At 68.4% G+C, this 12010-nt stretch carries 11 protein-coding genes and 1 pseudogene; 3 read left to right on the forward strand and 9 right to left on the reverse strand.

Going from position 1 to position 12010, the window contains the following annotated elements:
- Positions 1–54: 54 nt before the first annotated feature.
- Positions 55–513, forward strand: coding sequence for a hypothetical protein (locus tag EV644_RS08860; protein WP_241998488.1), 459 nt, complete (start codon positions 55–57; stop codon positions 511–513).
- Between the two features lie 49 nt (positions 514–562).
- Entirely contained in the window at positions 563–1522 is a 960-nt protein-coding gene (locus tag EV644_RS08865) for an acetylxylan esterase (RefSeq protein ID WP_132190202.1), read from the forward strand.
- Between the two features lie 75 nt (positions 1523–1597).
- Here the strand turns inward: EV644_RS08865 and EV644_RS08870 are convergent, their stop codons facing one another.
- Complete coding sequence (locus tag EV644_RS08870) at positions 1598–2464, reverse strand: HIRAN domain-containing protein (RefSeq protein WP_132190201.1); 867 nt, start codon at positions 2462–2464, stop codon at positions 1598–1600.
- A 232-nt stretch (positions 2465–2696) separates the two neighbouring features.
- On the opposite strand from EV644_RS08870, the gene ilvA reads away from it, so the two are divergent.
- The gene (ilvA, locus tag EV644_RS08875; RefSeq protein WP_132190200.1) at positions 2697–3968 is read left to right on the forward strand and encodes a threonine ammonia-lyase IlvA; all 1272 of its coding nucleotides are present in this window, start codon (positions 2697–2699) and stop codon (positions 3966–3968) included.
- Positions 3969–4028: 60 nt separating this feature from the next.
- On the opposite strand, the pseudogene EV644_RS48270 reads toward ilvA, so the two are convergent.
- The 8 genes and pseudogenes from EV644_RS48270 to EV644_RS46165 form a co-directional block, all read right to left on the reverse strand.
- Positions 4029–4349 (reverse strand): annotated as a pseudogene (locus EV644_RS48270) (glycoside hydrolase family 78 protein); the annotation flags it as partial.
- An 85-nt stretch (positions 4350–4434) separates the two neighbouring features.
- A complete protein-coding gene (locus tag EV644_RS08885; RefSeq protein WP_132190199.1) occupies positions 4435–4692 on the reverse strand; it encodes a LuxR C-terminal-related transcriptional regulator in 258 nt (85 codons plus the stop codon).
- Positions 4689–6131 (reverse strand): rhamnulokinase, encoded by a 1443-nt coding sequence (locus tag EV644_RS08890; RefSeq protein ID WP_132190198.1) that lies wholly within the window; start codon positions 6129–6131, stop codon positions 4689–4691. Before EV644_RS08890 ends, EV644_RS08885 begins: the two co-directional genes overlap by 4 nt.
- A 16-nt stretch (positions 6132–6147) precedes the next feature.
- Positions 6148–7611 carry an L-fucose/L-arabinose isomerase family protein gene (locus EV644_RS08895; RefSeq protein ID WP_132190197.1) on the reverse strand — a complete coding sequence of 488 codons (1464 nt, stop codon included), beginning with the start codon at positions 7609–7611 and terminating at the stop codon, positions 6148–6150.
- Between the two features lie 12 nt (positions 7612–7623).
- On the reverse strand, positions 7624–9663 hold the full coding sequence (locus tag EV644_RS08900; protein WP_132190196.1) for a bifunctional aldolase/short-chain dehydrogenase: 2040 nt from the start codon (positions 9661–9663) through the stop codon (positions 7624–7626).
- Positions 9660–10817 carry an L-rhamnose isomerase gene (gene rhaI, locus EV644_RS08905; protein ID WP_132190195.1) on the reverse strand — a complete coding sequence of 386 codons (1158 nt, stop codon included), beginning with the start codon at positions 10815–10817 and terminating at the stop codon, positions 9660–9662. The genes EV644_RS08900 and rhaI overlap by 4 nt, the downstream gene beginning before the upstream one ends.
- A gap of 1 nt (position 10818) precedes the next feature.
- Positions 10819–11166 (reverse strand): L-rhamnose mutarotase, encoded by a 348-nt coding sequence (locus EV644_RS08910; protein WP_132190194.1) that lies wholly within the window; start codon positions 11164–11166, stop codon positions 10819–10821.
- Between the two features lie 17 nt (positions 11167–11183).
- Entirely contained in the window at positions 11184–11780 is a 597-nt protein-coding gene (locus tag EV644_RS46165) for an ATP-binding cassette domain-containing protein (protein WP_241998486.1), read from the reverse strand.
- Positions 11781–12010 lie beyond the last annotated feature (230 nt).

The following is a 12010-nucleotide window of genomic DNA, read 5'->3' on the forward strand; positions in this document are numbered from 1 at the left end:
TTCTGAGCCGGACCGGGGTCAGCCGGTCCACCGCCGCGATGAGATCCTTGCCCGATGCGTACGACGTACCGGATGCGGCCCGGGCGGTTCCTGGGGATCCCGGCCGCCGGGTTGATCATCCTTGGCGTGGCGGCGGTGCTCTGGGCGTTCGGGGCGCCGGCTGCCGCGGTGGCCGTGTTCGTCACCCTGGGCGGGTTGATCGTGCTCGCCGGGTTGTGGATCCTGCTCCGGCCGCCGGTGCTGCTGAAGTTGAGCGACGACGAGGTCGAGGTACGCGGACTGCGCACCTCCTGGACGGACATCACCGAGGTGGGCCGGGTCGACACCACCCAGGGCGTGGCGGTCGCGCTCCGCACGAAGCAGCCCGAGCACTCGGTCCTGGTCCCGCTGCGCTGGCTTGCTCCGGCGCAGATCGGGAAGCTCGAGACGGAGCTGCGCGAGAGGCTCAACAAGGCCCACGGCTACACCATCTGGGACGGGACTGCCGGTGAGCCGGACGACCGCGCAGAATGAGCTCATTCGTTTGAGCTGACAGTTGCGCTGACAAGGGAGCACCGAAGCCGTGTTGTCGTTCGAGATGTCGTCCGAGGAACTGCTCGCCTACCAGGGGACGAACCCCAGGCCCGCGGATTTCGACCAGTTCTGGGAGAAGGCGCTGGCGGAACTGGCCGCGACCGACCCGGAGACCGAGTTCACCGAGGCGACGGACTTCCCGTTGCCGTTCGCGCGGACCGAGCACCTCTACTTCACCGGCACCGGCGGCTACCGGGTGCACGCGAAGGTGATTCGCCCGCACCAGGCCGAAGGGCCCGCGGTCCTGATCTTCCACGGGTACGGCGGCGAGCAGCCGAAGTGGGTCGACCTGCTCCCGTACGCCGCCCGCGGGTTCACCGTGGCCGCGCTGGACGTCCGCGAGCAGGTCGCGTTCCGGACGGAGTCACAGCAGGCCAACAGCTTCTCGCTGCGCAACCACCTCGTCGAAGGCCTCGACGGCGGTCCGGAGAGCCTGCTGTACCGGCACGTGTTCCTGGACACGCGGCGGCTCGCGGACATCATCGGCGGCCTGCCCGAGGTGGACGCCACCCGGATCGGCACCACCGGCTGGAGCCAGGGTGGCGGGCTCAGCCTGGTCTGCGCCGCGCTCACGCCGGGGATCAAGTACACGGCGAGCGTTTACCCGTTCCTGACCGACTACCAGCGCGCGTGGGAGCTCAACCTGGAGACGGCGCCGTACGACGAGATCACCACCTGGTTCAAGAAGCGCGATCCCCGGCACCTGCGCGAGCAGGAGGTGTTCACGACCCTCGGCTACATCGACCTGCAGCACCTCGCGCCGCGGATCCAGGCCGAGGTGACCCTGTACGTCGGCCTCGAGGACCAGGTCTGCCCGCCGTCGACGCAGTACGCGGCCTACAACAAGCTGACGACGGCCAAGCAGCTCCGCGTCTACCCGGACTTCGGCCACGACGATCTGCCCGGCGCCTTCGACGAGATCTTCCAGACCCTCAGCCAGAAGCTCTGAAGGAGTGTCGGTAGCCCCGCAGTACCCGCCACCACCTGATGATTGGTGCGTACTGCGCGGCCGCCTCGGGATTCCTCAGTTCGCTTCCTTGCCGACCCAGTAGTGCCATGGTGGTGACGCCACTGGTGACCGAGTCAGACCGTCCGGCCAGGTGGCCGGCAGGTCGTGACTCCGGGCCGCGTACAGAGCCACCTCCGATGCTGTCCGGTCCCCGCGGACGGCGACCCTGGCGGCTGTCTCGGCCCGCATGTCCGCCAGGTAATGGATCGCCGGCAGGAACTCGGCACTGAGGCGAGGGCTCAGCCGGCCGACAGGATCGTCGTCCAGCCTGACCTCCACCACCATCCGAGGTCTTTCGGAGAACCCGTCCTCCTCCTCGACCGCGTGCATGGTCCCGTAGGCCCAGCACTCGCCTTCCGGCCGGAAGAACGGCGCCAGCACGTCCGGATGCACCTCGCCGCCGGGCACCACGATCCCGCTGCCGGGCGGGAGCAGGTGATAGCTGCCCGGCGGTGGCAGGTTGACCGGGACCAGCATGTGCGGCTGGCCCAGCGCTACTGCCACGCTGGCGTGGAACTCGGTGCCCTGGTCGCCTTTGCCTTCCCAGTCCGCCGGTTCCCATTCACTGACCCACAAGTGGCACGGCACCTGCGGTTGCAGGCCCTGTACCACCAGTTCTGACAACACCGGGTGGTACCGGTGCGCATCGTCCCTCGGCAGGTAGCCGACCACCTTGCCCTGCACCCGAACGGCGATCGAGCGCGGGTCGAAGCGGTTCTGCGGTTCCGGGACGAGCTCCGCAGTGGTGTCCAGGTCTGCACCTCGAGCCGGGATGGGATCAGGAAAGAGACGACGGATCGCCTGCTCGTGCGGAGCCTCCCGCACGACCTCCTGACCACACCACAAGGCATCTCCCCACAGACTGAACGGAATCGATTCCATCTGTGCCCTCCAGTCCCCGTTGACCGGTTTACTCGGCTCATCCCGTCCAGGACCCTGGTCGTTACACCGAGTGAGCGTATGAGAACTAGACTGCCCAAACCATAGCCGTTTCACGCATGGAAACCATGACCGTGTTGTGGAACGGTGTCCGTCGGTCCGGACTCTGGACGTAGCGTGTCTTGTGCCGCGAGCAAATCGTTGGAGATCGTGCAGATGCACGGGAAGGAACGCCATGCAGGGCAGTGATTCAGTCGCTCCTTACACCGTCGACGCGGAGCGGATCGAGGACGCGGTCAAGCGTTTGGACGGGGTCGCGGTGCGCACCCCGTTGCAACGCAACCTGCGACTCTCCGCACGCACCGGCGCCGATGTCTGGCTGAAGCGGGAAGACCTGCAGATCGGCCGTTCCTACAAGCTTCGCGGCGCCTACAACCTGATCGCACAACTGGACGACGAGGCCAAGAAGGCCGGCGTCATCTGTGCCAGCGCAGGCAATCACGGCCAGGGCCTGGCGTATTCGTGCCACATCCTCGACGTGCACGGCCGCGTCTACGTGCCCAGGACGACACCGCGACAGAAGCGGGACCGGATCGCCGCACTCGGCGGCAGCCAGGTCGACGTGATCGTCACCGGCGACACGTACGACGACGCCGCCGCGGCCGCTCTCGCCGAGGCGACCGAGACCGGCGCGACGCTGGTTCCCGCCTTCGACGATCCCCGAACCGTCGCGGGACAAGGGACTCTCGCGGTCGAACTGGTGGATCAGCTCGGCCAGGCGCCCGACGTACTGGTGGTTCCCGTTGGTGGTGGCGGGTTGATGGCGGGCGTTGCGACCTGGCTGGCGGAGCGCCACCCCGGAGTACGGGTTGTCGGAGTCGAGCCTGGTGGGGCGGCGAGCATGGCCGCGGCTTTGGCAGCAGGGGAACCGGTGACCTTGCCCCACCTGGACAGCTTCGTCGATGGCGCGGCGGTTCGGCGGGTAGGCGAGGTGACATTGCCGTTGGTCTCGGCGGCGGGTGTTGAGATGACCTCGGTGCCCGAGGGCCTGGTGTGCTCCGAGATGGTGGAGCTCTACCAGACCGACGGGTTGATCGCCGAGCCCGCTGGAGCCTTGTCCGCCGCGGCTCTTGGCCACGGCGTGGAGGTGAAGCCGGGTGAGACAGTGGTCTGCCTGCTGTCGGGTGGCAACAACGACGTCAGCCGGTACGGCGAGATCCTCGAACGCTCACTGGTGCACGAGGGCCTGAAGCACTACTTCCTGGTGACGTTCCCCCAGGAGCCGGGCGCGCTGCGGCAATTTCTCGACGGCGTGCTCGGCCCGGACGACGACATCACCCTGTTCGAGTACGTGAAGCGCAACAACCGCGAGACTGGTGTTGCGCTGGTAGGCATCGAGATCGGCCGGCCCGGCGACCTCTCCGTCCTGCTGGACCGGATGGACGCCGCACCGCTGGACATCGAGCGGATCAAGCCCGACTCCGCCGAGTTCCGCTACCTGATCTGACGCCGACCAGCAGCGTCCTGGACGGTCAGGGCATCGGCAACGACCAGACGTCAGCGAGGGAAGGGTCGGAGCCGGAAGCAGTCGCGTTGTGCTGAACCCGGATCCGCAGTTCCATACGTCGGGTTTGGTGGTCTTTGCCGGGGTCGACGCGACATGGATCTCGTAGCGGGTCTGGGTGGTGCCCCGGCGGCTGCCGTCGAGCTGCCAGCTCAGGCGGGGCGCGCCGGGGGCGATACCGAGGGGGTTGGTGAGGTTGTTCGTCTTCAGGTTCTGGGGCACGGGGGAGCTTGGGTGAGCAGGCGGTGCCGCGGTGGCAGGCAGCAACGGGGTCAGGAGCAGGACGGCTGCCAGCAGGCAAGTCAGGCGGGAGCGAAGCGACATCGGGGCGGACTCCTCACAGAGACGGGCGGATCTGCAGGGGGAGAACAGGGGATGTGTCGTCGTACTTCGAGTCGGGAGGGAGGGGTCAGAGGAGGCCGCGGCGGGCGGCCCAGACGATGGCTTCCATCGCGGTGCCGAAGCCGAGGCGGTCGCAGGCGGCGCGGGTCCGGCGGCGGACGGTCCGCTCGGACAGGTCGAGCCGGCGCGCGACCGACTCCACCGGCAGCCCGGTCGCGAGCAGTCGGAGGAGCTGGAGGTCGTCATGGCTGATCTCGCGGTGGCGGGTCTCACGGTGGAGGGCCCGTCGCGTGCTGGGCAGGGTCTCGCTGTGAAGGACGGTCATCCGGAACCTCCGAACACCCGGGACTCGGCGGCGTCCCAGTCGGCCGGTTTGCCCTGCGGCTCGTAGCGCCGCAGTTCGTGGGTCGCGCGCACAAGCGCGCGCATCGCGGTCAGGTCGGGCAGCGGAGCGCCGAGGGCGCGTGCTTGGACGAGCACGTTACCCAGGGCGGACGCCTCCACCGGTCCCGCGAGAACCGGCAGGCCGCAAGCGTCAGCGGTCAGTTGGCAAAGCAGTTCATTGCGGGAACCCCCGCCGATCACGCGCACCACGTCGATCTCGCGGTCGGCCACCGTCTGCGCCAGCCGAAGCGTGCGGCGGTAGGCGAGCGCCAGGCTCTCGAGGATGCACCGGACGGCGGCCGCCTTCGATCGCGGCGGCTCCTGCCCGGACTTCGCACAGAACTCCGCGATCCGGGCCGGCATGTTGCCCGGGGCAAGGAAACTCGGATCGTCCGGATCGATCAGTACTGCGTACGCCGGCGCGGCGGCGGCCTCGCTCAACAGCCCGGGCAGATCGTCGGTCCCCCAGACCCGCAGGCACTCCTGCAGGATCCACAGGCCCATCACGTTCTTGAGGAACCTGATCCGGCCGTCGACGCCGCCTTCGTTCGTGAAGTTTGCCCGCTGCGCTTCGTCGCTGAGGATCGGTACGTCCAGCTCAAGCCCGGCCAGCGACCAGGTCCCCGAGGAGATGTAGGCGAACCGCTCTCCCTCCGCCGCGGGCACGGCGACCACCGATGACGCGGTGTCGTGAGACCCCACCGCGATCACGGGAGTCGCCGGGTCCAGCCCGGCCTCCTCGGCCACCGCAGGCAGCAGCGGCCCGATCACGTCCCCGGCCTCCCGCAGTTCCGGCAACAACCTCACCGGTACTCCGGCCCGCGCGGCGAGCGTCTCGCTCCACCCGTGCGCGCGGACGTCGTACAGCTGAGTGGTCGAGGCGTTCGTCGCCTCCCCGCCGAGCTTGCCGGTCAGCCAGTAGGCCAGCAGGTCCGGGATCATCAGCAGCGTCTCCGCGCGATCCAGATTCCCTTCCGCGACCAACTGGTAGATCGTGTTGAACGGAAGCTGCTGAAGCCCGGTCACGGCGTACAACTCGTCGGCGGGAACGGTCTGCAGGACCCGCTCCATCACACCGTTGGTCCGCGCGTCCCGGTAGTGCACCGGGTTGCCCAGCAGAGTCCCACTGCCATCCAGCAACCCGTAATCCACAGCCCAGGAGTCGATCCCCACACCCTCCACCGAACCCCCGTTGCGAAGGCCGACGAGCATCTCGCGGTACAGGTGGAGGACATCCCAGTGCAGGGTCTCTCCCAGGCGGACTGGGCCGTTCCAGAAGCGGTGGACCTCTGTCAGCTCCAGCTCGTCCGGGCCGACGCGGCCGAGCATCACCCGGCCGCTCGAAGCGCCCAGGTCCACCGCAGCCAGTCTCAGAGTCACCTGTGTCTCCTCCTGCTCACCGCGGGTCGACGACGGTGAGGTCGAGGTGGAGCAGGTCAGCGACCGCCTTCAACTCGGCCACGCGATGGCCGGTGCCGAGCGCCCAGTGGTGCGCCACCCCGGAGGCCGACCACACGTCGGTCCACTCACCGGGGTCGCACCCGAAGTCGACGCGGGAGGTGGTGTTCCCGATCTGCAGCAACGGCCCGGGAACGACCGTGCCCTCGGACGCGATCAGCTTGAACGAGCCGTCCCGGAGCTGTCCGAGGCCGAGCGCGGTCACCGGTCCGTGCTTCACGTCGAACTCGACGGAGACACCCCAGCCACGCTTGCCGTGGTACACGCCGAGTCCGCGTAGCAAGGGCTTCTTCGCGCTGATGGCGAGGTGGGCCGGGCCGTCGTGACCCATCTCGACCACGTTGTCGTTGAAGTTGAGCGCCTGCAGTTCGGTGAACGAACCACCGCCGCCGAGCTTGTCCATCACCAGCATCGCCAGCGAGGTGCGCAGCTCGTACTCACCCGCGGCGGGGACTCCGCGGGCCGTCAGCAACGAGGCGCCGAGGATCATCCCGGCGGCGACCCGTTCGTGCGCCTCGCCGTCGAGGCCGCGGTGGTAGTAGGCGAGGGTGTCGAGCTCGAAGTCCTCGACCAGCCGGTCCAGTGCGACCGAGACGGTGGCGCCCCAGCGGAAGTCGTCCTCGACCACGGAATCGTCCAGCGTGAAGACGTCCTGCGCGACCTTCATCCGGGCCTCGGTCTCGGCCTCGGTCACCTTCTCCACCCGGACCCGCAGGTCGTCGATCTCCAGGATCTCGACGTGCCCGCCGAGCTGCGCGGAAACCAGGGTCGGGTCGGTGATCACGTCCATCATGCCGGGGTAGAGATGCCCGAGCAGGCCGTGCCGCCCGTGCCGCAGCGCCGCCCGGACTCCCGCCGCCTTGAGCCACCGCTCGATCCGGGCCCACGCACGCTCGTCCTCGACGTACCCGGAGACCGAGCGAAAGTCGATGCCACAACGCTCGAAGGCGTTCGCCATCTCCGGCAGCGGGCAGGCGCCGCAGTACGCGAGCCAGGCGCCGGTGTCGAACGACGGGTGGTCCATCGCCTCGGTCGGCTGCAGGTTGAGCAGCAGGACCGGAGCACCGCTTCGCTGGGCAACCGGGACCAGCATGGAGGCGGTCATGTAAGTGGTCAGGAACCCGACGATCAGGTCGCAGTCGGCCAGCCTCAGCTTCTCGGCTGCGGCGGCTCCCTCGGAAGCGTCGGAGATGAAGCCGACGTCCACCACCTCGCATTCGAGCTCGGAGAACCGCTCCGACACCCGTCGCGCCGAGGCCTGCAACTGCGGCAGCAAGTCGGGGAACTGCGGCCAGTACGCGCCCAGCCCACCGGCGACCAGGCCGATCCGGGTCTTGCGCGGTTCGACCCACGGCAGTACGCCGTTCCCGTCGACCGAGCGACTCGGGTCACTGCTCCACATGGTGATTCCTCCTCAGCGCAGGAAGGCGGCGGCAACGCCGGCGTCGACGGGTACGTGCAGGCCGGTGGTGTGGGAAAGGTCCCCGGCGGCGAGAGCGAAGACAGCCGCGGCCACGTGCTCCGGCAGCACCTCGCGCTTGAGCAGCGTGCGCTGTGCGTAGAACGCGCCCAGCTCCGACTCCGGTACGCCGTACACCGCGGCACGCTGGGCGCCCCAGCCCTTGGCGAAGATGCCCGAACCGCGGACGACGCCGTCGGGGTTCACCCCGTTGACGCGGATCCCGTACTCCCCGAGCTCGGCCGCGAGCAGCCGGACCTGGTGCGCCTGGTCCGCCTTGGCGGCGCCGTACGCGACGTTGTTCGGGCCTGCGAACACCGCGTTCTTGCTGGAGATGTAGACGATGTCGCCGCCGATGCCCTGGTCGATCAGGACCTTCGCGGCCGCGCGGGAGACGAGGAACGACCCCTTCGCCATCACGTCGTGCTGCAGGTCCCAGTCCTTCTCGGTCGTCTCCAGCAGCGGCTTGGAGATCGAGAGACCGGCGTTGTTGACGACCAGATCGACGCCGCCGAAGGCCAGCACGGCCTCCTGCATCGCTCGGTCGACAGCGTCGCCGTTCGACACGTCGACGCTCACGGCAACGGCCAGGTCGGTGCTGCCGATCTCCTTGGCGACCGCTTCGGCCGCGGCCGCGTCAAGGTCGGCGACGACCACGCATGCACCCTCCGCGGCGAGCCGGTGGGCGATGGCCTTGCCGATACCGGATCCACCGCCGGTCACGAAAGCGACCCGGGTCGCCAGTGGCTTCGGCTCGGGCATCCGCTGCAGCTTGGCCTCCTCGAGCGCCCAGTACTCGATCCGGAACTTCTCGCTCTCGTCGATCGGCGCGTACGTCGAGACGGCCTCGGCGCCGCGCATCACGTTGATGGCGTTGACGTAGAACTCACCAGCGACCCGGGCGGTCTGCTTGTCCTTGCCGAAGCTGAACATGCCGAGCCCGGGCACGAGCACGATCGCCGGGTCGGCGCCGCGCATCGGTGGGCTGTCCGGCGTCGCGTGCCGGTCGTAGTAGGCGGCGTAGTCCTCGCGGTACAGCAGGTGCAGCTCCCGCAGTCTGGTGGACGCCTCCTCGATCGACGCCGACGGCGGCAGGTCGAGGACGAGCGGCCGCACCTTGGTTCGGAGGAAGTGGTCCGGGCAGGACGTGCCGAGCGCGGCCAACTCCGCCAGCCGCTCCCGCGCCGTGAACTCCAGCACCACGTCGGAGTCGGTGAAATGCCCGACCTGCGGGTTGTCCGTCGACGCCAGCCCACGGATCAGCGGCGCCAACGCAGCAGCCCGCTGCCTCCGCTCGGCCGGTGCCAAGGCCTCGAACCCCGGTACTACGGGTCCGAACGGCTCGGGCTTTCCGTTCTGCGCGAGGAAGAGCTCGGCGGTGCGGATGATCTCCAGCGAGTTCGCCTCGCACTCCGCGGAGGTGTCACCCCAGGCGGTGATGCCGTGACCGCCGAGGATGACGCCGATCGCCTGCGGGTTGTCCCCCTTCACCTGGGCGATGTCCAGGCCGAGCTGGAAACCGGGCCGCCGCCACGGCACCCAGGCCACTCGATCGCCGAAGCACTCGGCCGTCAGCTTCTCGCCGTCGGCCGCGGTGGCCAGCGCGATCCCGGAGTCCGGGTGCAGGTGGTCCACATGCCGCGCATCAACCAGACCGTGCATGGCGGTGTCGATCGAGGGCGCCGCTCCGCCCTTGCCGTGCAGGCAGTAGTCGAACGCCGCGACCATCTCGTCCTCACGGTCCACCCCGGGGTAGAGCTCGACGAGTGCGTTCAGCCGGTCCTGACGCAGTACGGCCAAGCCTGCGGTGGTGAGGGTTCCGAGGTCGCCGCCGGAGCCTTTGACCCAGACAAGGTCCACCGGCTGCTGGGTGACCGGATCGGTCGCGGTGCCCTTGGCGGACGTGTTGCCGCCCGCGTAGTTGGTGTTGCGCGGGTCGGCGCCCAGTCTGTTGCTCCTAGCAACAAGCTCGGCTGCGGTCTCGCTCACTCTCATGCTCCCCATCCGGCCTGCCGGCCGTCGGCTCGGTCCTTGCTGATCTGCTCGAAGTAGCCGGTGCGGTGGTAGGCGGCGACCGGGTCCGGGTCCAGCCCCTGCGCGGTTCGCAGGTCGGCCAGCAACGGCCGGACGTCGGTGTTGAAGGCGTCCATCAGCGCCGCGTTCGCGGCCAGCACGTCACCTTCCTGCTGGGCCTTGCGAAGAGCGTCGCGGTCGACCAGCAGCGCCTTCGCGGTGGCCTCCTGGACGTTCATCACCGAGCGGATGATCGCCGGGATCTTCGCCTCGATGTTGTGGCACTGGTCGAGCATGAAGGCGATCCCGCGGTCCGGATCGAGCGCGTCACCGCGGACGATCTCGTTCATGATCCGGAACAGCTGGAACGGATCCGCCGCGCCCACCATCAGGTCGTCGTCGGCGTAGAACCGGCTGTTGAAGTCGAACGCGCCGAGCTTCCCGGCCCGGAGCAGGAACGCGACGATGAACTCGATGTTCGTGCCCGGCGCGTGGTGCCCGGTGTCGATGCACACGGTCGCCTTCGGCCCGAGCTCCAGGCAGTGCGCGTACGACGTGCCCCAGTCCGGCACGTCCGTCGCGTAGAAGGCCGGCTCGAAGAACTTGTACTCGAGCAGCATCCGCTGGTCGTCGCCGAGCCGCTCGTACACCTCGTGCAGCGCTTCCGAGAGCCGGTCCTGCCGGTCCCACAGGTCGTCCTGCCCGGGATAGTTCGTGCCGTCGGAGAACCACAGCTTCAGGTCGCGCGACCCGGTGGCGTCCATGATGTCGATGCACTCGAGCAGGTGGTCGGTCGCCTTCCGCCGGATCCGCGGGTCCGAGTTGGTGACGCTGCCGAGCTTGTAGTCGTCGTCCTGGAAGACGTTGCTGTTGATCGCCCCCAGCCGGACGCCCTGCTCCTTGGCATAGGCCGCCAGCTCGGCGTAGTCGTCGACCTTGTCCCACGGGATGTGCAGCGCGACGCTCGGCGCCACCCTGGTGTGCTTGTGCACGACCGCGGCGTCGGCGATCTTCTCCTGCGGGGAGCGGGGCACGCCGGGCTGGCTGAACACCTTGAACCGGGTCCCCGAGTTGCCGAACGCCCACGAGGGCAGCTCGATCTCCTGACGGCTGAGGGCTTCAGTCACGCTGGTCATGTCAATCCTCGGTATTCGGGGTCAGATGGAAGATTTCGGGCAGCAGCACGAACGACTCGTCCGGCGGCCGGCCTTCGGCGCCTTCTTCTCGGCCGGTGAAGAACTCGGTCATCTCGGCCTGCCAGCGGGTGTTCACCTCGGTGGCGGCCATCGCCTTCTGCGCCGCCTCCAGGTCGTCGGCCTCGACGTACCCGATCAGCAGTCCGTCGTCGCGAAGGAAGAGCGAGTAGTTGTGCCACCCCGAGTCGCGGAGCGCGGCCTGCATGTCGGGCCACACGTCGCGGTGCCGTTCGACGTACTCGTCCAGCCGGTCCGGCTTGACCTGGAGGCAGAAGCAGTAGCGGTTCACGAGATCCCCGGGGTGGCTCAGAAGTCGAACTGGTCGATGTTGGCGGCGGTGAACTCGGTCGGCGGGCCGAGCACGATCTCGCCTGCCTCGCCGACGGTGTACTCGTCGAGCTTGCCGGCCTTGAACTTCTCGCCCTGCGCGCCGGTGATCTGCCCGGACTTCAGCGACGCTCCGGCGTACGCGGCCAGGTAGCCGATGTCGGCCGGGTTCCAGAGAGCGAACTTCTTCACCGTGCGGTCGATGGTTTTGAAACGACCCAGTGGCTGGCGGCCCATCGCGATGTTCTCCGCGACGGTCAGGTCGGGGAACAGCGTCGGCTCCTGGTAGATCACCGCGATCCCGGCCGCCTTGGCGTCGGCCGGGGTGTGCAGTTCGACCGGGAAACCGTCCAGTTCGATCGTGCCGACGTCCGGGCGATGCACCCCGGCGAGCATTTTCACGATGGTGGACTTGCCTGCGCCGTTCTCGCCGACCAGGGCGTGGGCCTCGCCGCCGTACAGGTCGAACGAGACGTTCTGCACCGCGGCGACGGCGCCGAATGACTTCGACACCTCACGCACACGCAGCAACGGCGCCTGGTCCGGCATGTCCGCCTCCGGTCGCTCGGGGGTCACCCCTGGGTGATCACTGGCTGCTGGGTGAGTCGATTGCTGAAAGGTTTCAACGAGATTGCAAGAAAGTATGCGTGGCCGTATCCGGTCGTCAAGGGTTCGGCCCGAATCGGGTGGGAAACCACAGGATGAGACTGAGGAAAACCACAGGGCGGGGGTACGCTTCGTCCCCTATCACGTTTCAAACCGGGGAGGCCGCGTGACACCGAGTGGCGCAGCGGACCGTGCCCGCA

This window comes from Kribbella orskensis, assembly GCF_004342085.1.
Classification (GTDB): Bacteria; Actinomycetota; Actinomycetes; order Propionibacteriales; family Kribbellaceae; genus Kribbella; species Kribbella orskensis.

Coding starts and splice junctions, on each gene's coding strand:
- EV644_RS08885 (WP_132190199.1), bottom strand. CDS start 4,692: ATGACCGTCCTTCACAGCGAGACCCTGCCCAGCACGCGACGGGCCCTC.
- EV644_RS08870 (WP_132190201.1), bottom strand. CDS start 2,464: ATGGAATCGATTCCGTTCAGTCTGTGGGGAGATGCCTTGTGGTGTGGT.
- EV644_RS08900 (WP_132190196.1), bottom strand. CDS start 9,663: ATGAGAGTGAGCGAGACCGCAGCCGAGCTTGTTGCTAGGAGCAACAGA.
- EV644_RS08895 (WP_132190197.1), bottom strand. CDS start 7,611: ATGTGGAGCAGTGACCCGAGTCGCTCGGTCGACGGGAACGGCGTACTG.
- ilvA (WP_132190200.1), top strand. CDS start 2,697: ATGCAGGGCAGTGATTCAGTCGCTCCTTACACCGTCGACGCGGAGCGG.
- EV644_RS08860 (WP_241998488.1), top strand. CDS start 55: ATGCGTACGACGTACCGGATGCGGCCCGGGCGGTTCCTGGGGATCCCG.
- rhaI (WP_132190195.1), bottom strand. CDS start 10,817: ATGACCAGCGTGACTGAAGCCCTCAGCCGTCAGGAGATCGAGCTGCCC.